The following is a 21,430-nucleotide window of genomic DNA, read 5'->3' as shown; positions in this document are numbered from 1 at the left end:
ACGCCTAGTATCGTGCGAGAGATCGCGTCAGCCGAGCTTTTCGCCAGCCAACATGAACCAAGTTTCAAGCACCGCGTCGGGGTTCAATGACACTGAATCGATGCCCTGCTCCATCAGCCATTTAGCCAACTCGGGATGATCCGACGGGCCCTGGCCGCAAATGCCGACATACTTGCCCTGCGCCCGGCACGCCTGGATGGCCATGGACAACAGCTTCTTGACCGCCGGATTACGCTCGTCGAAGAGATGGGCCACGATGCCCGAGTCGCGATCCAGCCCCAGCGTCAACTGAGTCAGGTCATTGGAGCCGATGGAGAAGCCATCGAAATGCTCTAGAAACTCATCCGCCAAGAGCGCATTGGCCGGCAATTCGCACATCATGATGATTTTGAGGCCCTGGCCCTGAGGAGATGAAGAGGCTCCCCGCTTGAGCCCGTTGGCTTCCATCAGGGAGACGACTTCACGCCCTTCTTCCGGCGTTCTCACGAAAGGCACCATGATCTCGACATTATCGAGGCCCATGACATCACGAACCCGCTTCAAGGCGCGGCACTCCAACTCGAAGCACGGGCGGAACGTCTCGGAGATGTAGCGAGAGGCGCCGCGGAACCCGAGCATCGGATTCTCTTCACCGGGCTCGTAGAGTTTGCCGCCAATGAGGTTCTCGTATTCGTTGGACTTGAAATCGGAAAGCCGCACGATGACGCGCTTGGGATAGAATGCCGCCGCCAGAGTGGAAATACCCTCCACCAACCGGTCGACGTAAAAGCTGACCGGATCATCGTACCCGGCGGTACGCAGATCGATGGTCTGCTGCAGATCGGCAGGTAGCGTGGCGTAATCGATCAATGCCTTGGGATGCACACCGATCATGCGATTGATGATGAACTCCAGGCGTGCCAATCCGACGCCCGCATTGGGCAAGCTTGAAAAGCCAAAGGCACGGTCGGGATTGCCGACGTTCATCATGATATCGAAAGGCAGCGCCGGCATATTGTCGACCGTCGTCGTCCGACAGTCGTAATCGAGCAGGCCATCGTAGACATGGCCGGTGTCACCCTCAGCGCAGGACACGGTCACCTCGCGGCCATCGGCAAGCGCCTGGGTCGCATCGCCACAGCCCACGACAGCGGGAATACCCAATTCGCGCGCGATGATCGCCGCATGGCAAGTGCGTCCGCCCCGGTTGGTGACGATCGCCGAGGCGCGCTTCATGATCGGCTCCCAATCGGGATCGGTCATGTCGGTCACCAGCACATCGCCATCATGCACCTTGTCCATCTGCTCGGGACGGGCCACGATCTTGACCGCGCCCTGGCCGATGCGCTGCCCGATGGCCCGGCCATCCACCAGCACGCGGCTCTTTTCCTTGAGCTGGAAGCGTTCGAGCTTACCGCCTTCCACGTTGGAGACCACGGTTTCAGGGCGTGCCTGAACGATGTATAGCTTGCCATCGTCGCCATCGCGCGCCCATTCGATGTCCATCGGGCGGCCGTAGTGCTTCTCGATGGTCACCGCTTGCCGGGCCAGCGCCATGACTTCGTCATCGCCGAGACAAAAACGTTGACGGTCGGCGTGCGGCACATCCACGGTCTTCACCGAGCGACCGGCGGCACTTTCCTCGCTGTAGACCATCTTGACCAGCTTGGAACCCAGTGTCCGCCGCAGAACGGCCGGACGTCCCGCCGCCAAGGTGGGCTTGTGCACATAGAATTCATCGGGGTTGACCGCACCCTGAACGACCGTCTCGCCCAACCCCCAGGAGCCCGTCACGAACACCGCATCGCGATACCCGGATTCGGTGTCGAGCGTGAACATCACGCCGCTGGCGGCCGTTTCTGAGCGCACCATCTTCTGCACGCCGGCTGAAAGTGCCACGTTCTCGTGCGGATAGCCACGATGCACGCGGTAGGCGATGGCACGATCATTGAACAGTGACGCGAAGACCTCGTGAACGGCGCGTTTGACGTTGTCGAAGCCTTCGATATTGAGGAAGGTTTCCTGCTGACCCGCGAACGATGCGTCGGGTAGATCCTCAGCCGTCGCGGAGGAGCGTACCGCTGCCTTGAGATACGGATGCTTGTCCTGCAATTGGCCATAGGCCTCGGCCAGGACCCGCTCGAAAGCCGGCGGCAGTGGTGTATCGATGACCCACTGACGGATCTGCGCACCGGTCTCGGCCAGCGCCGTGACATCGTCGACATCCAGACGCGCCAATGCCTCGTTGATGCGCTCGTTGAGCCCCTCGTGCGCAAGGAATTCGCGATAGGCCACGGCCGTGGTAGCAAATCCGCCGGGCACCGTGACACCGGCGTCCGCCAGGTTGGAGATCATTTCCCCCAGCGACGCATTCTTGCCGCCCACCCTCTCGACATCATCCATGCCAAGCTGATCGAACCAAACGATATACTCTTCCAAGAGAACCCCCTCGAGTCAGGACGGTCGCGATGACGACGTCGTCACAGCCAGTACCGCGCGAGGCGCGGCGGATGCTCATACCCTATCAAGGGGTCTTGCTATTCGCCATTGGTCTAATAGCGAAGGGGTTGGAGTATTTTTACAACAACACGGTATTTTCGAGGATTCTTGTAGTCGCCATTCCGGACACGACGAACACCTATTTGCACTTGTCGGAAAGGCGCCAGAAAATAAGGGCATCCTTTTCCCACGTTCGGACACGCTCATGCCCCGCACCGCATTTTTCATATCCGATGGCACCGGTATCACCGCGGAAACACTGGGCCGTAGCCTGCTCGCCCAATTCGAGGGCGTCGAGCTCACACTGGTGGTCAAGCCTTATATCGACACTTTGGAAAAAGCCCACACTCTGGCGGCCATCATCGCCCAGACTGCCGATCGCGACGGCGTCCGACCCATCGTGATCGACACCATCGTCGATCAGTCGATCCGCACGATCATCGCCGACGCGCCGGGTTTCAAGGTGGATATCTTCTCGACCTTCCTGGCCCCTCTCGAGGAAGAGCTGTCGACCCATTCCACGTACACCGTGGGGCGCACCCATGCCATTGGCCGTGATGACGTCTACATGCATCGCATCGATGCCGTGCACTTCGCGCTCGACAACGACGATGGCGCACGCACGCATCAATACGACCAGGCCGATGTCATCCTGGTGGGCGTCTCGCGTTGCGGCAAGACGCCCACCTCGCTCTATCTGGCCCTGCAATTCGGCATTCAAGCCGCCAACTATCCCCTGACCGAGGATGATTTGGATGAAGATGGCATGCTGAGCATGCCCAAGGCGTTAGCGCCTTATCGTCACAAGCTGTTCGCCTTGACCATCGACCCACGCCGACTCGCGGCCATTCGCAGCGAACGGCGTCCCAATAGTCGCTACTGCTCGATGGATCAATGCATGCAGGAGTTGCAGCAGGCCGAAGCGCTGTTTCGCCGCTACCACATTCCCTATATCGACACTACGCGCTTTTCCATCGAGGAGATTTCCACGCGCATGATCGCCGAAACCAGCCTGACGCGTCGTTTCAGCCCGCGTTGAACGGGCTCACAGATCCGCCAGTGGATGCGTCTCGGCATCCCACAGCGGCATGAAAAAACCATCGATATAGCTCTCGGGGACACTGGCGACATCCGTATACGCCCATTGCGGCGCCCGATCCTTGTCGATCAGCAGCGCGCGAATGCCCTCGGCCAGTTCCGTATGTCGGCAGCATTGCACCGACAGCATCAATTCATCGCGAAACGTCTCCGCCAAGCTGCCATGCCGGTGCCGACACAGCATGCGCCACACCAAATGTGCCGTGGCAGGACAACCCACCGCCAGACGCGCACGATTGGCGGCCAGCCAGGCGTCTTCACGAGGATCATCAAGGATGCGACGTACCACCTGGGCGATATCCGCCGCATCACTCAAGGCCTGCAGATGATCCAGACGCGGCATGACCTCGGCCTGCGGTGCCAGCGATCGGTCCTCGAAGCCGCGCAGGACCTCCCTTACCGCTTGATGAGGATGGCGATAATCGGCATTCGCCAGGGCTTTCAGCACGTCTTGCCGTGCCTCGCGGGCGATGACGCGATCCGCCAGCCCCAGTTCAATGGCATCGCGTGCATTGAGCTGGGCGCCGGTCACGCCCAGGTAGAGTCCCACTCCTGTCGGCATACGCTGGAAAAACCAGCTGGCGCCGACATCGGGGTATAGGCCGAGACTGATTTCCGGCATCGCCAGACGACTGGTCTCGGTCACGATACGCTGATCGGCGGCGACCAATAGCCCCAGACCGCCTCCCATGGCGACGCCGTCGCCCCAGACGATAAGAGGCTTGGGATAATGGTGCAGGAAATGATCGAGACGATACTCGGCCCCGAAATACGCCTGGGCGGCCTCTCCCTCGTGCCCGGGCGACTGCGTCATGGTGCGGTACAAGGCCACCACATCGCCACCCGCGCAGAACGCCTTACCGCCCGCGCCTTGCAGCCACACCGCGTGCACCGACACATCGTCTGCCCAGGTTTCGAGCTTGGCATGCAGCGATGCAATCATCGCGATTGACAAGGCATTGAGACTAGCGGGCGCATTCAGCGTGACGATGCCGATGTATCCACCGTCACGCGTGGGCTGCTGTTCGAAGATCACCTCGGATTCCGTCATCATTACCTCTCACACTCTACTGTGAAGACGATGCGGACTGTCAGCTCATTTCTCGGTTCTGTTCCGACGGACCGCAGATTTACATGCCGCGTGGTGCGAAGATTCCCGGCGCATTGCGCCAATAGCCCTTGTAGTCCATCCCGAAGCCGAACACATAGCGGTCGACGACCTCGAGGCTGCAATAATCTGCCTGCAGATCCGGTACGGCCTTGCGGTCATGGCGCTTGTCGACCAGTACCGCCGTCGAGATACTCGCCGCACCCGCCTGACGACAATAATCCAGAATAGCCGCCAGCGTCGTGCCTTCATCGAGGATGTCGTCGACGATCACCACATGGCGACCGGCCATGGGAATCTCGGGCGAGACACGCCAGAACAGCTCGCCCCCGCGCACACCACCGCGATAGCGCGTCGCATGCAGATAGTCGACTTCCAGCGGGAAACCGAGCCGCGTCAGCAGGTGCCCGGTGGTGATCAAGCCGCCGTTCATCACGCAGTAGAAAACCGGCAGCTTATCGCCAAGATCATGGGTTATCTCGTCTGCCATGCGGTCGAGAGCGCGCTCGACCTCCTGCTGCGAAATGAGGCAATCGGCATGCGCCATGACATCGCGCATGGTCGCCAGGGATTCCTGGCAAACGGAGGTAGATTGGTTAGGCATCGGATTCCTGATCCTGGGAAGCATCATTCACTTCGCCTCGACGGGCATCGCGCGAACGATTTCGAGACGATGTATCGGGAGCCTCGCGGACGGGCGCCGCCCGCGAGTGGGTAGCGCCGGATGTCTCGTTCTGATCGTCACCGGCGTTTTCGTTGTTATCGTCATTCTCGTCGTCTCTCGGCGCGCTATTAGCGCTCGTCTCGTCGTTGACCGCCACCGGGCCGACAATATGTAGCTCTGAAGCCGGCAATGCCAGGCGCGCATCATGCTCACGCACGATATCGTAGATACGTAGCAGGATGTCTTGCTTCATCGACTGAAACTCGGCCCAATCGGTGGTCTTGGCAAAGGCATACACGATCAGTTCCAGCGCATGTTCGCCATATGCCTGGAAGTACACCAGGATTTGTTCGTCGGCATCCACTTCATCATGAGAATCGAGCATCGAGCGAATCGATTTGACGATGCCTGACACACGTTCGATATCGGTATAACGCACCCGAATGGTTTCGAAAAGGCGCCGGTTCCACATGCGCGAGGGATTGTCGAGCACCAAGTTGCTGAAAGCGGAATTGGGGACATAGCGTGGACGTGAAGCAAACGTGCGGATGCGCGTCAGGCGCCAGCCAATATCTTCCACAACCCCCTCGATCTCACGATCCGGCGATTTCACCCAATCGCCGACACGAAACGGCTTGTCCAGGTGAATCATCAATCCGCCAAAGAAATTGGCCAGCATATCCTTGGCGGCAAAGCCGATCACCAACCCCCCGACCCCACCGAAGGCGGCCACGCCCGAGGGCGAGACGCCCAGGCTCGAGAGAATCAGCATGCCGACGATGACCACCACGACCGCGCCCATTATCTTGGCCACGGCCGACGCTGTATCGGCATCCATGGACTTGGCACGATGCCCCGCTGGCGGGAACACCAGGCGTTTTTCGAGAAGCTTTACAGCCCTGAGCCCCGCCCAGGCGAGAAGTAGCAGCGAAATGACGGCCTGCGCCTGGGCCAGATATTCGGCGAGCCAGTCAATGTTCCAGTGATAGCGGATCACGGTCAGGCACAGCAGCGCCCCCATCAGCCAGATCCAGATGCGAAGTGGCCGTCGCAGCGCCTGAAATAGGATGTCATCCCAACGGTTGCTGGTTTTCTCCAGTAGCGGCCCGAGACGCCAGAAAACGACCCAGCTCACCAGATCGACCACCAACGTCAAGACGACGACCAATCCTATTGCCGCTACCCACAGCGGAATGCCCAAGGTCGCTTGAACCCAATCCATAACGGGAGAGAAAAAATCGAACACGAGGGGCTTTCCTTCTAGTACGAATGCAGGTGTCGGCGTCGATAACCAAAGACGAGGTCAGTCGGCAGGTGCTTCCGAGAGCGACTCGAGACGCGCATGTGCACGCCGCCAACGCGCCAGCGCTGGCAGCGTTTCCAGCTCGGGGCGGGCCCGACCGTAACGCAACTTGCCCAGACGCTTGGAAGAGTGTCCTTCCGCCACGTCGAGCACCTCGAGTGCGGCCGAGCGATCATTACACACCAGTACCATGTCGCACCCCGCCGTCCAAGCGGCCTCGGCACGCGTCGAGGGAGGCCCGGCCACATGCGCGCCGGCCATGCTCAGGTCATCGGAAAACACCACGCCCTTGAACATCAATTCCTCGCGCAACATGCCGAGCCAGGAAGGGGAAAATCCCGCCGGCCGCGCATCGAAGGCGGTATAGACGACATGCGCCGGCATCACGGCATCCAGCTTGCCAGCCAGTGTCTTGAAGGGAATCAGATCGTGCTCGCGCAGCGCTGCCAACGAGCGCGTGTCTTCGGGCAAGGCATGATGCGAATCGAGATTGACGCCACCATGACCGGGAAAGTGCTTGCCCACGGCGATCATACCGGCCTCGTGCAGCCCGTCGATGAAGGCACCGCCAAGCGTCGCGACGATGTCGGGGTCAGCGGAAAAGCTGCGATCGCCGATCGCCGGTGAACGCTGGTCGTCGACATCGAGCACCGGGGCAAAGGTGATATCGAAGCCGCAGGCCGCCATCTCCATGCCTAATAGCCAACCGGCTTCATGGACCAAAGCTCGAACCGTCTCGGGCGTCTCGGTATACCCGGCGGCCAGTGTCGCCATGGACGGCAACCGCGTCACGCCGTCACGCAAACGCTGGACACGCCCGCCTTCCTGATCGATCGCCAACAACACATCAGGACGTACATCGCGAATCGCGCGGGTCAAGGCCCGAACTTGCTTGGCATCCTGCGTATTACGCTTGAACAGAATCACCCCGCCGACCTCGGGACGTGCCAGAAGCTGACGTTCGTCGTCGCTGAGTTGGGTACCTTCGATGTCCAGCATGACCGGGCCGAGAGGTTGGGTCATCGTCGCGCTCCTGGCAAATGGAGGAAGGATTCTAGGTGGTGAGCAGCACTACGTCGAGCGCAGCACTTTTGTAAACACCCTCTTCAGTCATGCAGCCAAACCGGGGTACCGGCCGGCGCGGCCTCGAAAACGGCCAGCAGCGCCTCATCGCGCAATCGTATGCAGCCATGCGAGGCGGGTGTCCCCATCGGCTGGTCGAATGGCGTGCCGTGCAAGTAGATATAGCGACGCTGGCTATCCACATCGCCCCCTCGATTGACCCCATGTTCCAGACCACACAACCACAAGATGCGCGTCAATATCCAATCCCGCGCGGGGTGGGCACGGGCCAGCTCAGGCGAAAACACCTCGCCGGTGGGGCGCCGCCCGCGAAAGACGCTACCGGCCGGCAACCCATTGCCGATGGCCGCGCGCACATAATGCCACCCCATAGGCGTCTGTCCGCTTCCTTCGTGCTGCCCGATACCATTCGCGCCCGAGGAAATGGCAAACGTTTCACGGCAGGTGTCACCCTCGCGGATCGTCAGCGCCTGTGCACCAAGATCGATTTCCAGCCACACGCCTCGTTCGGGGGGCAGATCGGCGAGCTTCGGCGTAGACATCATCCCGCCACCTTGAGGGCATCATCCGGCAATGGTGCCTGCATGCCGGCCACGACCACCGGGCGCAGACGCCGAATCAGATCGCGCACGCTGACATGCTCGTGATAATCCTTGTCGGCGATATCGCGCAAGGCATCGAGACCCGACAACGTGAAGATCACCGTCCCCAGCATGAAGTGTAACCGCCAGAAACGTTCCGCCTCGGGCAATTCCGGCGTGGCACGACGCACCAAGTCGCTGAAGCGCGAAAACACATTGCCATAGTGCTCCTGGATGTAACGGCGCAAGTGGCCCTGTGCCTGAGTATAAGCCAGCCCCAGCAAGCGCATGAACACCTTGAGGCTATTGCGCTCGGCAGGTACTTCCAACACGGTACGCGCCAGCGTCTCCAACAACACCTCGAGGGGAATGGGTTCGCCTCGGTAGTGCAGCTCAAGGTCGTCCAGCGCTTGGTGAAAGCGCTCGGAAAAGGGATCGAGATAGCGCGCGAAGACCGCTTGGATGAGCGCCTTCTTGGACCCGAAATGGTAATTGACCGCCGCCAGGTTGACCTTGGCCTTGCTGGTAATGGTACGCAGCGAGGTCTCGGCGAACCCCCGCTCGGCGAACAGAACCTCGGCGGTATCGAGAATGCGCGTCACTGTATCTGTTTGAGCCATGGGGGCGCCCCGCGTGGAATAAACGAATGTTTTAAACAATTCGATTCTAAGTCTTGGCGTCGATAACGACAAATCTCCACGTTTGAAACGCCATCCCACTGGGCGAATGACTACGCTAATGGTTGCACCGCGCCAAAGACTGGATACAATCACATACTGTATGCTTGAACACGTCAGCGCCTGCCGGAGGCCCCATGTCTCGCTCGTTAACTTCGCGTCAGCAACACGTCTTTGATTTTATCGTCAAGACCATGAATGAGCTTGGCTATCCACCGACGCGCGCCGAAATTGCCCGAGCCCTGGGCTTTCGTTCACCGAACGCCGCCGAGGAACATCTCCGAGCACTCGACCGCAAGGGGGTCATCCGCATGATCCCCGGCACCTCACGCGGCATCCGCCTCACCGCGGAAGACGACACCGCCTTGACCAACGGCGACGGCCTGCCGGTCGTCGGTGAGGTCGCTGCCGGTAGCCCGATCCTTGCCGCAGCGCACATCGACCGACACTGCCCTCTCGCGCCGGACTACTTCACACCCCGCGCCGATTATCTACTACGTGTTCGCGGGCTCTCGATGAAAAATGCCGGCATTCTCGATGGCGACCTGCTCGCCGTGCATCGCACTCAGCAGATCCGCGACGGCCAGATCGTCGTCGCCCGCCTGGAAGACGATGTCACCGTCAAGCGCTTCAAGCGTCAAGGTCACCATGTCTGGCTGCTCGCCGAAAACGAAGATTTTGCCCCCATCGAGGTCGACCTACGCCATCAGGATCTCGAGATCGAAGGCCTCGGCGTCGGCGTGATTCGTGGCGGTGGCGGTAACGGCCTGCACTGAGCCGGCAACCCCGCTTACCATGCGCAAGATCCTCCACGCCGATTGCGACTGCTTCTATGCCGCCGTGGAAATGCGCGACGATCCGGCGTTACGCGACGTGCCTCTGGCAATCGGCGGCAGCCCCGAGACGCGCGGCGTTGTCGCCACCTGCAATTATCCCGCGCGCACCTACGGCATCCATTCGGCGATGCCCATGGCGCGTGCCATGCGCCTGTGTCCGCACTTGACGCGACTTTCACCGGACTTCGACAAATACCGTGCCGTGTCGGCGCGCATCCAGGCACTGTTCCACGAGCTGACATCACTGGTGGAGCCCTTGTCCCTCGACGAGGCGTATCTGGATGTCAGCGAGGTCACATGCTTCCAGGGAAGCGCGACCTGGATGGCCAGATGGCTCAAGCAGGAAGCGCTGGCGCGGACGGGTATCGTCATCTCGGTGGGGGCGGCGCCCAGCAAGTTTCTCGCCAAGCTGGCCAGCGACTGGGATAAACCGGATGGACTCCGGGTGATCGCACCCGATGAAGTCGAATCCTTTCTCCTCGCCTTGCCCGTCAAGCGGCTGCACGGTGTTGGTCCGGCGACGGCGGCCAAGCTCGAGGCATTGGACATCGTCACCTGCCGCGACCTGCGCGAATGGTCGCTCGAGTCGCTGGTGGAACGCTTCGGAAAGTTCGGGCATCGACTGTTTGAACTGGCGCGTGGCATCGATGAGCGTCCGATACAGATCGAGCGTGAACGTAAGTCCGTGAGCGTGGAGACGACCTATCACCGCGACCTGCCCGACCTGGCCAGCTGCCATGACGCACTCGCGCCGCTCGTTGAGCGCTTGATGGCGCGTCTAACGCGGCACGGCACGCCGGCCATTCAAAAACTGTTCGTCAAGGTTCGCTTCGATGATTTCAGCAGCACGACCCTGGAGGCTGCGGGTCGCGAGGCGCTGGCAGTGCGCTTTCAGGCCTTACTCGACGGGGCGTGGGCCCGCGGCGAGCGCCCCGTGCGCCTGCTGGGGGTCGGCGTGCGACTGACCCCCGAGGCGCAGCGGCGGCAGTTGACACTCTTCGACTGATACCGCTCAAGCGAAGACGACCGTCTTGTTGCCATGGATCAGGACACGGTCCTGCAGATGCCAACGTAATCCCCGCGCCAGCACGGCCTTTTCGACGTCACGCCCCAGACGCACCAAGTCCTCGGCGGTATGGCAGTGCGTCACACGCTGGATGTCCTGCTCGATGATGGGTCCCGCGTCGAGTTCTTCGGTGACATAGTGGCACGTCGCCCCGATCAACTTGACGCCCCGCGCATAGGCCTGATGATAAGGCTTGGCGCCGGCGAACGAGGGCAGGAAGCTATGGTGGATATTGATGATACGCCCCGCGTATCGCTGGCACAGGTTGGGCGGCAGAATCTGCATGTAGCGCGCCAGCACTACCGTATCCGCCCGCGCCTCTTCGACCAGCGCCTCGACCTGGGCGAATGCCGCCGCCTTGTCGTCCGCAGCGACCGGCACATGATGAAACGGAATGCCATGCCATTCGACCAGCGCACGCAGCGCTTCATGATTGGAGATCACGCAGGGAATCTCGCAATCGAGCTCACCCGCGGTCCAGCGATATAGCAGATCGACCAGGCAATGCGACGCACGCGAGGCCATCAGGACGACACGCTTGGGCTTTGAGGTATCGCTCAGCGCCCAGTCCATCGAGAACTCACCGGCAATGGTGGAAAAATCGTCGCGCATCGCAGCGATACTCAGCGGCAACGACTCAGCCTTGATTTCGTAGCGCATGAAAAAGCGCCCGGTGGCCAAATCCGAATGCTGATTGGCCTCGGTGATCCAGCCGCCATGACCGGCGATGTAACTGGATACGCGAGAAACGATGCCCACACGATCGGGGCACGAGACGATAAGACGATACGAATGGGACATGCGCGCTACCATCAATCCTGAAATGAGGCGATGATCGGCGCTCTTTTGAAGGAGCCGCCTCTCACCAAAGGGCATCTATTGTAGCGAATTCGATCATGACAAGAAGCCTCGATTGTGGCCGCGCCGGGGCATCCCGTATAGTAATGGACATCTTCACGTTAAGGGATAACGATGTCCCAACCACGCATCCAGGTACGCGCCCGCCGCAAACCTCCCCTTCAGATACTGCCCCTTGGCGGCTGCGGTGAAATCGGCATGAACTTCACCCTTTACGGGCACCTTGATCACTGGATCGTGGTCGACTGCGGCATGATGATTCGCCAGGATCTACCGCAGGCGCCCTTGCAAGTCCCCAATGTCGACCTTTTGCCTGCTCAGGGTATCGTTCCTCAGGCGATCCTCGTCACGCACGGACATGAAGATCACATCGGCGCGATTGCCTGGCTATGGCCACGTTGGCAATGTCCCATCCATGCCACGCCACTGGCGGCCGGCTTGCTGCGCCTGCGCTTTGCCGAGCAGCAACTGCCCACCGATGCGATTCACGTCATCACGCCCGACGAGGCCATGCACAGCGGCCCTTTCGATGTACGCTTCTTGCCGCTACCGCACTCGATCCCCGAAAGCTGTGCCCTGCTATTGGCAACGCCCGATCACCGTATCTTGCATACCGGCGACTGGAAACTCGATCCCGAGCCCTTGATCGGTGATCCCGTATGCCCGCAGCGTTTCCAGGCACTGGCGCCTATCGATCTCATCGTCGGCGATTCCACCAATGCCTCTGTCCCCGGACACTCACGCAGCGAAGGCGACGTCGCGCGCGCGCTCGAGACAACGATCGGCGCTTGCCCCGGCCGTGTGATCGTCAGCTGCTTTGCCAGCAACCTGGCGCGCATCCTGGCACTGGGCCGTGCCGCCAAGGCATGTGGACGACGCGTCAGTCTCATGGGGCGTTCGATGGAGCGCATGGTGAATGTCGCTCGAGGGCTTGGCTATCTCGAGGACTTCCCCTCCCTGGTCCCCGTTCGCGATCTTGGCTATTTGCCGCCCGACGAGGTGCTGGTCATCGCCACCGGCAGCCAGGGAGAACCACGCTCCGCGCTGTCTCGCCTGGCCCAGGGGCAGCACCCCGGCTTCGAGCTCCAGCCCGGCGACAGCGTGATTTTCTCGGCCAAGGCAATCCCGGGTAACGAATTACTGATCGAGCGGTTACAGGCCGGACTCAAGCGCGCCCACGTCACCCTCTACGATGAACGCAATCATCCCGAGCTGCATGCCTCGGGGCATCCTGCCCAAGACGAATTGCAGCGTCTTTACGGCTGGCTTGCACCCAAGTATTTGCTGCCCGTGCACGGTGAATCCCAGCACCAACAGGCGCATCGTCTGCTGGCGGAATCGCTGGGTATCGAGGTGCCCTGGATCCCGCGCAACGGCGATATGCTGCGCTTCGATAACGACGGCTTCGCCTGCCTCGAGCGCCATTCCCTGGCGCCGCATATCGTTACCCAGAATCGTATCCACCCCCTGGAAGGGTTGCGCGCACCCACCATGTCGAGCATGCATCGCCGTAGCGGCATCTTGAGCCTGACGCTTCCGGTCATTCGCCGGACATCGGGATGGGCACGCGTGGGACGCTTATTGTGGGATACGAGTCATGACCTGGCGCTGGACGATACCGCCCTCGCCGATTGGCTCGACGATCAACTAGCCATTCATGAGGCGGACACCATCGCCACGTTACGCCAACAATTACACGCTCCCTTGATGCATTGGCTCGACGATCACCTTCGGCACCTTCCCGACGTCCACCTGCATATCATGGCTGCGGAAGAGACCTCGCCGATCGATTTCTGACCCGGTATGAAAAAACGGACCCTGAGGTCCGTTTTGATCGTTTACGCGTGTCGCTTACTGCTTGCGTTCCTTGTCTTTCTTCGGTGGACGGCCCCGACGCTTGCGTGGCTGTTCGGAGATCAGATCGTCCATGGAAAGACCAGCGTCGCTCATTGCCTCACGAATTTCCGCCAACTTCCGCTCTTTTGCAGCTTCTTCGGCTTGGCGCTTGTGATCTTCCTGCTGCTTCTGTTCGATCACTTCACCGATGACTTCTGACAGCTTATGGAGCTGTTCCATGCTGAGCTGTCGCGCGGCAGCGCGAGCTACGTTTTTATTTCGCGCGATGCGCTCCAAGGTATCAGTGGACATTCGCCTCCTCCATTTAAAATAACAGACCTGCAGCATAACGCCTTGGCGTTTCTGAAAAGTATATGACTCGAACTTGGTTTAGCAAGAAAATAATGTACTCAAGCCAAGTCGAAACCTCACGCCTTTATGGTTAGGAGATGCATCACGCTATCGCGAATGAAGCACACGCGCAAAACATTATCCGCCCGTCATATTCATAAAACGCACGATATCGACATCACCATCCGTGCGAAAATGGTGGCGCTCGGGTTTCAATGGCATGGCCTCGACGATGCGTTGCTTGAGGCGCTCCATATCACCGGGATAACGCCGCAGTACCTCGCGCAGATCGACCGAATGCTCATTGCCGAGACACAGTAACAAACGCCCTTCTACCGTGACCCTGACGCGGTTACAGGTATCGCAGAAATTATGGCTGTGCGGTGAAATGAAACCGATACGCGAATCACTATCCGGCATCCGGAAATAACGCGACGGCCCCAGGGTATTTTCGGTCGTCGGCAACAGCGCATAACGCGAGGCGATCGCCGCGTGGACATCATCGCTCGAATAAAAAGTTTCTTCTCGCGAATGATCGGATACGTCACCCAGCGGCATTTCCTCGATAAAGCTGATATCCACGCCTTCTCGACGCGCGAAGTCGACCAAATCGAGCACTTCATCGTCGTTACGCCCCTTGAGCACCACGGCATTGAGCTTGATACGCTCGAACCCGGCATCCCGCGCGGCACGAATACCGGCGATGACGTTCTCGAGATTGCCGGTGCGCGTCAAGCTGCGAAAGCGCTCGGGGTCGAGGGAATCAATGCTGATATTGAGACGCTGCATACCGCCTTCGCGCAATGCCTTGGCATGCTTGACCAACCCCGCGCCGTTGGTGGTCATGGCGAAGTCCTTGAGGCCCGGTAACGCGCCGACACGCGACACCAGATCGTCGATGCCACGCCGCACCAGCGGCTCACCGCCGGTCAAACGGATCTTTTCCACGCCCAGTTCGACGAACGCACGTGCTACCTGCTCGATTTCCTCAAGCGTCAATATCTGTGCGCGCGGCAGAAACGTCATGTCCTCGCTCATGCAGTAGACGCAGCGAAAGTCACAGCGATCCGTCACCGAGATACGCACATAGCGAATCCGGCGCTGAAAGTTGTCGATCAGCTCGGTCATGCTTCCTCCCAACGGGCCGCGTCCCGCGCGTCGCTGTCACGCGCCGAGACCCAATACGCCCCGCTTGCAGTGTGTTCTTTCTTCCAGAATGGCGCACGTGTCTTGAGATAGTCCATGAGAAAATCGCACGCATCGAATGCCGCACGGCGATGGGCACTCGCGACCATGACCAGGACGATAGGGTCGCTCGGCGACAAGCGACCGACACGATGCACGATGCGTATCCCATCGAGCGGCCAGCGCGTCGTCGCCTGCGCGGCAATGTCGTGCAGCGCGGCTTCGGTCATGCCGGGATAATGCTCCAGCGACAGGGCCTGCACGTCCGGGCGCTCATTGAAATCGCGCACCAGGCCGGTGAAGGTCACCACGGCGCCGATATCGTGACGTCCCGCCAGCAATTGGCGTTGCTCCTCGCCCACATCGAAGACCGGAGACTGCACACGCACATCAATCATGATCGCCTCCTCATCCACCGGTGACCGGCGGGAAAAACGCCACTTCATCCCCAACGGAGAGCGACGTGTCCTCATGTGCCATGGCATGGTTGACGGCACATAGAATGCGCGCAGTAGACAAGGCCGCGAAGCGGGGATCCTGTGCCTCGAGCGCGGCCTTGAGACTCGCGACATCAGGGCTTTTCAGCGATGCGACCGGCACTTTCACCTCTTCAATATCCAGTCGTTCGCGCAGTTCGGCGAGAAACTTGACGCGTATGGCGGCGCTATCGACGGACGGGGGTTCAGACGCGTCGCGCGTCGTGGATACGTCCTCGGTGGCGCGATGCCACTCACCGGACTTGCCGCCCGTCTTGTGCTCCAGGCGCACGCCTTCGATCATCATGCCTTTGTCGACCGCCTTGCACATATCGTAGAGCGTCAGGCACGCGACCGAGACCGCAGTCAGCGCCTCCATTTCCACCCCTGTACGTCCCGCCAGACGGCATCGGGACTCCACATGCACGCAGGAAGCCGCTTCATCGAGGCGAAAATCGACACTCACCTTGGACAGCAACAACGCATGACACAAGGGAATCAATTCATGCGTGCGCTTGGCGGCTTGAATGCCAGCGATGCGCGCCGTGGCCAGCACATCGCCTTTGGGCAAGCCGCCTTCGGCCAGCAATGCCAGTGTTTCCGGGCGCATGACGATGCGTCCGCTTGCCACGGCCTCGCGCTGCGTTTCGGCTTTGTCGCCGACATCCACCATGTGGGCTTCGCCACGCGCGTTAAGATGGGTCAAACTCATGTCAGGTCACCGAACGGTTGTATCGTCACCGGCGCACCCGCCTCGACGGCGGCACATCCGTCACCGATTTCGATAAGGCAATTGGCCGTCACCATCGAGCTGAGAATCCCCGACCCTTGACGGCCCGTGGTACGCACCCAAAGTTGGCCGGCCTCATCACTGGTATAGACGCCGCGATGATAATCGACACGTGCCTCGCGGCTTTTCAAGAGCTCGGCGGCCAACGCCGTGAAACGGGACGGTTGCCAGTCATGTTCACCCTGCATGCGCCGCAACATCGGCTGTACGAATTGCAGGAAGGTCACCATGACTGCCACGGGATTGCCGGGCAGTCCGAAGAAAGGCACCGTCACGCCCCCCGTTTGATGGATACGACCGAACGCCAAGGGTCTGCCCGGACGCATGGCGATCCGCCATAACCCCAGCTCGCCGATGGCCGTAAGCGCGGGCTTGACCCAGTCAGCCTGGCCGACCGAGACGCCCCCGCTGGTCACTACCATATCCGCCTCACGGGCCGCCGCCGCAAGGGAAGCACGCATGCTGTCGAGATCGTCCTGCAGAATGCCAAGGTCGATGACCTCGCAGCCCAAGCAGCTCAGCAGGCCCTGCAACGAAAAACGATTGGTATCGTAGATGCCAGCGGGCGGCAGCGATTCGCCTGGTGCCGTGACTTCATCACCAGTGGAAAACACGGCCACGCGTAACAGGCGAAACACCTCGACCTCCGCGTACCCCAGCGAGGCCAGCAACCCCAGGTGCTGCGGCCGCAAGCGTGTCCCTGCACCCAACGCACGCTGACCGCGCGCGATATCTTCGCCGGCCTGACGCACGTTCTGCCCACGCCGCACCCGCTCGGGTCGTTCGACACGCACGCGACCGGGAGTTCCCACATCAGCGAGCTGTTCGCTCATGACGACGGTATCCGCACCGGCCGGCAGTGGCGCGCCGGTAGTGATCCTCACGGCCTCGCCTGGCGCCAGCGATGTCGCCAACCGCGCACCCGCCAGGACATCACCGACCACGTCCACGAGCATATCGCCTGCCGGTGCATCGTCGGGCCATGCCAGCGCGATACCGTCCATGGCGGCATTGGTGTTCTGCGGCACGTCGATCGGCGACACAGCATCCACCGCCAATATCCGCCCCCCGGCCGCCGCCAGACTGACCCGATGCGTGGCGACCGATGGCGGCGTCATCGCCGCCAGGGCCTCGAGCGTCTCGTCAACGCTGAGCATGCGCTCGCCCAATTCAAAACATGATAACGTCATGACGTCTCCCGGGGACCACGGCGCAGCTCGGGCCAGCGCTGCGGCCAGGCCAGCAGCCAGTCAATCAAGGCGTCATGATCGTCCATCGACAAGCGCTCGACACCGTCCGGCAGCGCGATATTATCGGGAGTCGCCACTGCCCGCACCCAGGGGTCATCGGCCGCCATCAGCGGCTTTTCCAAGGCCTGGCGATGCAGCTCCAGCTTGGGCAGGGGCCAGGCCTTGAAGCCTTCGACCAGAATCAAATCCGGCGCCAAGGGCAGGACATGGGGAATCAGCGACGCGAGATCGGCTTCCTCGCGTTCGGGCGTTTCCATCATCAAGGCAAAACGCTTGCCCGAGGCCACCAGCATCGGCGTCGCGCCAGCTTGACGCAGACGGTAGCTATCCTTGCCGGGGCGGTCGATATCGAAGGCGTGATGGGCATGCTTGATCACGGCCACTTGCATGTCCGCATCGGCTAGCCTGGGCAAAAGTGCCTCGAGCAGCGTCGTCTTGCCGGTCCCGCTCCAGGCGGCGATACCCAGCAGTGGCGTGTCTAGCGCGTCAAGCGATAGCGTCATCGCGTTTCATCGTCCTCATGCCAAATCATCGAGGGGGAACCATCAATGGGTAACGCAAGGCAACAAACATGCCGAAAGACCGCCAGTAGCGCGATGGCGAATCGCCTTGGCTCTCCGAAAATCGCATGGAAAGGCAGCCACAGGGTCAAAACGACCCATCAGAGCGCCAGCGTCGCTCCATAACGTCACGGTCATCGGGGGAATTGAGGTTGGCGAACGCCTCGGGCTGATCGGAAAAATCGACATGACACCAAGGGTGGCGTGCATACCAGCGATCTATCTTGCGCTCGCCATCGCGCAGGGCCGCACCGAGATCGTCACGCAATGTGGTATCGATCAAAGCCACCACGGGATGCGCCCGTTGGCCGTCATGTGCGACCGCGATACGCTGCTCGCCGAGCCCGGCCTGCAGACGCTTCACCAGGTCGGTCGGCAGCGCAGGAGAATCGCAGGGGACGAACAGCGCCCATGGGGTGTCCACGGCACATAGCGCGCTCCACATGCCCATGAGCGGCCCATGGTAGCCGGTCTCGCGGTCGCTGATGAGCGGGTAGCCCAGTGCACGGTAGCGCTCGAGGCTGCGATTGGCATTGATCGCGATGCGCCCGACCTGAGGCGCCAAACGGTTCACCACGTGCGTAATCAAGGGCTCACCCGCCAACGACTCCCAGCCTTTATCGCGGCCGCCCATGCGACGCCCTTCTCCTCCCGCCAATACCACGGCGGTCACTTCATCCTCGTACATGCCTATCGCTCCCGCACTGGCTATCACTTCAATCATCATACGCGGCTTCGATGCACACGCCGAGCCACTTACCAAGTGCGTACGGAAATGACAATGTCACACTGCCACTCCCTGCTTGAAGACACTTACCTGTAGGCATCGTTGATCGAGGTTCCAGTATTCATCGCAGCGCTCGGTCAACACGCTAGGTTGATGGGCACTGAGCACGATGGCACAGCCCGTCTCATGCAGCGACGAGATCAACGTACTGACATCGGCAATCGCCTGACGGTCGAGGCTGGCGGTAGGCTCGTCGAGTAGCAATACGCGTGGCGACAATAGCCAGGCCCGCGCCAACGCCAGTCGCATGCGCTCACCGCCGGACAGCGAGCGGGCCCGCTGCTGGGCATGTGCGGCCAGGCCGCAGCGTTCCAGCATTGCCGCCACGCGATCGCGTGCCTTGTTTCCACGCCAGCCATGCCAGCGGGCGACATAGCGCAGATTGCCGGCGACACTGGTATCGAAAAGATAGGGCTGTTGATGCAGATAGAGCACACGCCCTGGGCAAGGCGGTGAGACGGAAGGCATCGCACCTGTTAACGTCCAGCGTATGCTGCCTTGGCGGGGCGCCTCCAACCCCGCCAGTAGACGCAGCAATGTCGTCTTGCCACTGCCATTATCACCGCGCAAGTGCACCAGCGAGCGGCCCTGCCATTGCAAATGAGATATCTCCCATAGCGCCGGCTGGCGGTCGAAGCCATGGGCAAGCTGGCTCACCTCGAGCATGAACACTCCCTCGATGGATACGGCGCGATCAGACGCTCACGGTTTGATGACCGCGCCCACGCATCACGCCCAGTAATACATTGAGCACCAGCGCCAACAGCAACAGGACGAACCCCAGAGCTAGCCCCTGAGCAAACTTACCCTTGAGCGTTTCCAGGGCGATCGCCGTGGTAATGGTGCGCGTAAAATGCTCGATATTGCCTCCGATCATGATCGCGCTACCGACCTCGGCAATGATACGCCCGAACGCGGCCAGCACGGCGGCAATGACTCCGAAACGCGCTTCGCGAATCAACAGCCACAGAGACGACCACCACCCGGCGCCTAGTTGCCGTGCCGTTTCCCAGGCCCGCTGATCGATGCTTTGTAGCGTGCTATGCAGCATCGCGGTCAAGACCGGCATCGCCAGCAGGAACTGCCCCATGATCATGGCCCGCTGGGTGAACAGCAGTTGCCATTCTCCCAACGGGCCACTGCGCGACAGCAGCATGAATAGCACCAGTCCCACCACCACTGTCGGCACGGCCATGAACGTATTGACCAACGATATCGCGAACCAGCGCCCCGGGAAGGCAACACGCGCCAAGAGCAAAGCGATCAACAACGAAGGAGGCAAGGCCGCGAATATCGCCGTCAACGAGACACGAAACGAAACGCCGATGATTTCCCACAAGGCCGGGTCGAAGGAGATCAGCAGATAAAGCGCCTCCCTCACCGTGATCATGAGCTCATGCATCGGCGCCTCCGCGTGTCAGTCGCTTTCATGGACGGCACTCGCGGGGTCGATCTCCTCGCCGGCGCTGGCATGAAACAATACCTTGCCATTGAGTCGGAACGCATTGATCAGGCCCTGTCCCTCATCTGAAATCAACCACTCGGCCAAGGCGCGCGCGCCCTGTGTATTGAGGCCCTCATGGCGCGCGGGGTTGACCAGAATGACCTGATAGGGATTGAACAATGCCTTGTCGCCCTCGACCATGATTTCCAGATCCAGCTTATCCTTCATCGCCAACCAGGTGCCACGATCCGTCAAGGTATAGCCCTGCAGTTCACTGGCCATGTTCAGCACAGGCCCCATGCCTTGACCGGCGGAGCGGTATCCCTTGAAATCGGGCGTAACGCCTGCTTCTTGCCACAGATGGTTTTCCTTTTTCTCGGTACCGGAATCATCGCCGCGCGAAATGAACGTGGCGCCCTCATCGGCAAGCGCGGCAAACGCACTGGTGGCATCATTACCGCCATCAATGCCAGCCGGGTCGCCGGATGGTCCCACGATCACGAAATCGTTGTACATTACGCCATGCGGTTCGACACCGTAACCGGCATCGACGAAGGCTGCTTCCGCACCGGGAGCATGCGTCAACACGAGATCGACATCGCCATCACGCCCCAGCCTTAGCGCCTTGCCGGTGCCCACGGGGATGACCTGAACCTGATAGGGATGATCCGTCTCGAACTTGGGTAACAGATAATCGAGTAACCCTGAATTATAGGTACTGGTGGTGGTCGCCAGTCGAACGATATCGGCCGCCTGGACCCCGGTGGCCAACAGCAACGATAGCGCCAGAGTGGCGAGCATTGAGAAACGGCGTTTCAGCATGGAAACCTCTCAGTATTGTCGAGTCATGGGCGTACCAGACTCTCCCTGCAATTGGCGTGCCTAACGTGACCGCGCGACCAAAAACGGGGACAATTGCCGGATTGCATCGCGCCTTTTACCATGAAAATAATCTAGGTGCGCCACGAATGTAACAAATTGACCCAATGGCGAGACATA

The 21,430-nt window shown here is 60.6% G+C and carries 22 protein-coding genes; 4 read left to right on the top strand and 18 right to left on the bottom strand.

Features of this window, described 5'->3' with window-relative positions; genetic code table 11:
* Positions 1 to 27 precede the first annotated feature (27 nt).
* The gene (gene ppsA / locus RVY79_RS08435) at positions 28 to 2,418 is read right to left on the bottom strand and encodes a phosphoenolpyruvate synthase (protein ID WP_317463675.1); all 2,391 of its coding nucleotides are present in this window, start codon (positions 2,416 to 2,418) and stop codon (positions 28 to 30) included.
* 265 nt (positions 2,419 to 2,683) lie between these two features.
* On the opposite strand from ppsA, the gene RVY79_RS08430 reads away from it, so the two are divergent.
* Positions 2,684 to 3,517, top strand: coding sequence for a pyruvate, water dikinase regulatory protein (locus tag RVY79_RS08430; RefSeq protein WP_317463674.1), 834 nt, complete (start codon positions 2,684 to 2,686; stop codon positions 3,515 to 3,517).
* A 6-nt stretch (positions 3,518 to 3,523) separates the two neighbouring features.
* Here RVY79_RS08430 and RVY79_RS08425 read toward each other — a convergent pair whose 3' ends face one another.
* From RVY79_RS08425 to RVY79_RS08400, 6 genes are all read right to left on the bottom strand, one after another.
* A complete protein-coding gene (locus RVY79_RS08425; RefSeq protein ID WP_317463673.1) occupies positions 3,524 to 4,630 on the bottom strand; it encodes an enoyl-CoA hydratase/isomerase family protein in 1,107 nt (368 codons plus the stop codon).
* Between the two features lie 76 nt (positions 4,631 to 4,706).
* Positions 4,707 to 5,288, bottom strand: a complete 582-nt coding sequence (locus tag RVY79_RS08420; protein ID WP_317463672.1) for a hypoxanthine-guanine phosphoribosyltransferase — start codon at positions 5,286 to 5,288, stop codon at positions 4,707 to 4,709.
* Complete coding sequence (locus RVY79_RS08415; protein WP_317463671.1) at positions 5,281 to 6,594, bottom strand: mechanosensitive ion channel family protein; 1,314 nt, start codon at positions 6,592 to 6,594, stop codon at positions 5,281 to 5,283. The genes RVY79_RS08420 and RVY79_RS08415 overlap by 8 nt, the downstream gene beginning before the upstream one ends.
* Before the next feature lie 57 nt (positions 6,595 to 6,651).
* Entirely contained in the window at positions 6,652 to 7,674 is a 1,023-nt protein-coding gene (nagZ, locus tag RVY79_RS08410) for a beta-N-acetylhexosaminidase (RefSeq protein ID WP_317463670.1), read from the bottom strand.
* A gap of 83 nt (positions 7,675 to 7,757) precedes the next feature.
* Positions 7,758 to 8,276 (bottom strand): L,D-transpeptidase, encoded by a 519-nt coding sequence (locus RVY79_RS08405; RefSeq protein WP_317463909.1) that lies wholly within the window; start codon positions 8,274 to 8,276, stop codon positions 7,758 to 7,760.
* On the bottom strand, positions 8,276 to 8,935 hold the full coding sequence (locus RVY79_RS08400; RefSeq protein ID WP_317463669.1) for a TetR/AcrR family transcriptional regulator: 660 nt from the start codon (positions 8,933 to 8,935) through the stop codon (positions 8,276 to 8,278). Before RVY79_RS08400 ends, RVY79_RS08405 begins: the two co-directional genes overlap by 1 nt.
* 194 nt (positions 8,936 to 9,129) lie before the next feature.
* Here RVY79_RS08400 and lexA point away from each other — a divergent pair, with 194 nt between their 5' ends.
* Both lexA and dinB read left to right on the top strand, forming a co-directional pair.
* Positions 9,130 to 9,768 carry a transcriptional repressor LexA gene (gene lexA / locus RVY79_RS08395; protein ID WP_317463668.1) on the top strand — a complete coding sequence of 213 codons (639 nt, stop codon included), beginning with the start codon at positions 9,130 to 9,132 and terminating at the stop codon, positions 9,766 to 9,768.
* Between the two features lie 19 nt (positions 9,769 to 9,787).
* Positions 9,788 to 10,834 carry a DNA polymerase IV gene (dinB, locus tag RVY79_RS08390; protein WP_317463667.1) on the top strand — a complete coding sequence of 349 codons (1,047 nt, stop codon included), beginning with the start codon at positions 9,788 to 9,790 and terminating at the stop codon, positions 10,832 to 10,834.
* A gap of 6 nt (positions 10,835 to 10,840) precedes the next feature.
* Here the strand turns inward: dinB and purU are convergent, their stop codons facing one another.
* Positions 10,841 to 11,695 carry a formyltetrahydrofolate deformylase gene (gene purU / locus RVY79_RS08385; protein ID WP_317463666.1) on the bottom strand — a complete coding sequence of 285 codons (855 nt, stop codon included), beginning with the start codon at positions 11,693 to 11,695 and terminating at the stop codon, positions 10,841 to 10,843.
* Between the two features lie 171 nt (positions 11,696 to 11,866).
* Here purU and RVY79_RS08380 point away from each other — a divergent pair, with 171 nt between their 5' ends.
* Entirely contained in the window at positions 11,867 to 13,549 is a 1,683-nt protein-coding gene (locus RVY79_RS08380) for a ribonuclease J (RefSeq protein ID WP_411161711.1), read from the top strand.
* 54 nt (positions 13,550 to 13,603) lie between these two features.
* On the opposite strand, the gene RVY79_RS08375 is transcribed toward RVY79_RS08380, so the two are convergent.
* From RVY79_RS08375 to RVY79_RS08330, 10 genes are all read right to left on the bottom strand, one after another.
* Complete coding sequence (locus tag RVY79_RS08375; RefSeq protein ID WP_317463665.1) at positions 13,604 to 13,900, bottom strand: hypothetical protein; 297 nt, start codon at positions 13,898 to 13,900, stop codon at positions 13,604 to 13,606.
* 177 nt (positions 13,901 to 14,077) lie between these two features.
* Entirely contained in the window at positions 14,078 to 15,067 is a 990-nt protein-coding gene (moaA, locus tag RVY79_RS08370) for a GTP 3',8-cyclase MoaA (RefSeq protein ID WP_317463664.1), read from the bottom strand.
* Positions 15,064 to 15,522, bottom strand: coding sequence for a molybdopterin synthase catalytic subunit MoaE (moaE, locus tag RVY79_RS08365; RefSeq protein WP_317463663.1), 459 nt, complete (start codon positions 15,520 to 15,522; stop codon positions 15,064 to 15,066). The genes moaA and moaE overlap by 4 nt, the downstream gene beginning before the upstream one ends.
* Before the next feature lie 10 nt (positions 15,523 to 15,532).
* A complete protein-coding gene (gene moaC, locus RVY79_RS08360; protein WP_317463661.1) occupies positions 15,533 to 16,312 on the bottom strand; it encodes a cyclic pyranopterin monophosphate synthase MoaC in 780 nt (259 codons plus the stop codon).
* A complete protein-coding gene (gene glp / locus RVY79_RS08355) occupies positions 16,309 to 17,580 on the bottom strand; it encodes a gephyrin-like molybdotransferase Glp (protein WP_317463660.1) in 1,272 nt (423 codons plus the stop codon). Before glp ends, moaC begins: the two co-directional genes overlap by 4 nt.
* The gene (gene mobB, locus RVY79_RS08350) at positions 17,577 to 18,143 is read right to left on the bottom strand and encodes a molybdopterin-guanine dinucleotide biosynthesis protein B (protein ID WP_317463659.1); all 567 of its coding nucleotides are present in this window, start codon (positions 18,141 to 18,143) and stop codon (positions 17,577 to 17,579) included. The genes glp and mobB overlap by 4 nt, the downstream gene beginning before the upstream one ends.
* Positions 18,144 to 18,288: 145 nt before the next feature.
* A complete protein-coding gene (gene mobA / locus RVY79_RS08345) occupies positions 18,289 to 18,888 on the bottom strand; it encodes a molybdenum cofactor guanylyltransferase MobA (RefSeq protein WP_317463658.1) in 600 nt (199 codons plus the stop codon).
* Positions 18,889 to 18,984: 96 nt separating this feature from the next.
* A complete protein-coding gene (locus RVY79_RS08340; protein WP_317463657.1) occupies positions 18,985 to 19,653 on the bottom strand; it encodes an ATP-binding cassette domain-containing protein in 669 nt (222 codons plus the stop codon).
* A 28-nt stretch (positions 19,654 to 19,681) separates the two neighbouring features.
* On the bottom strand, positions 19,682 to 20,389 hold the full coding sequence (locus RVY79_RS08335; protein WP_317463656.1) for an ABC transporter permease: 708 nt from the start codon (positions 20,387 to 20,389) through the stop codon (positions 19,682 to 19,684).
* Positions 20,390 to 20,404: 15 nt separating this feature from the next.
* Complete coding sequence (locus RVY79_RS08330) at positions 20,405 to 21,253, bottom strand: substrate-binding domain-containing protein (protein ID WP_317463655.1); 849 nt, start codon at positions 21,251 to 21,253, stop codon at positions 20,405 to 20,407.
* Between the last annotated feature and the right edge of the window lie 177 nt (positions 21,254 to 21,430).

The sequence above is a fragment of the Chromohalobacter sp. HP20-39 genome (assembly GCF_033052815.1).
Classification (GTDB): domain Bacteria; phylum Pseudomonadota; class Gammaproteobacteria; order Pseudomonadales; family Halomonadaceae; genus Chromohalobacter.
Note: the sequence above shows the minus strand (reverse complement) of the source record. Positions and strands in the feature narration are given on the sequence as shown.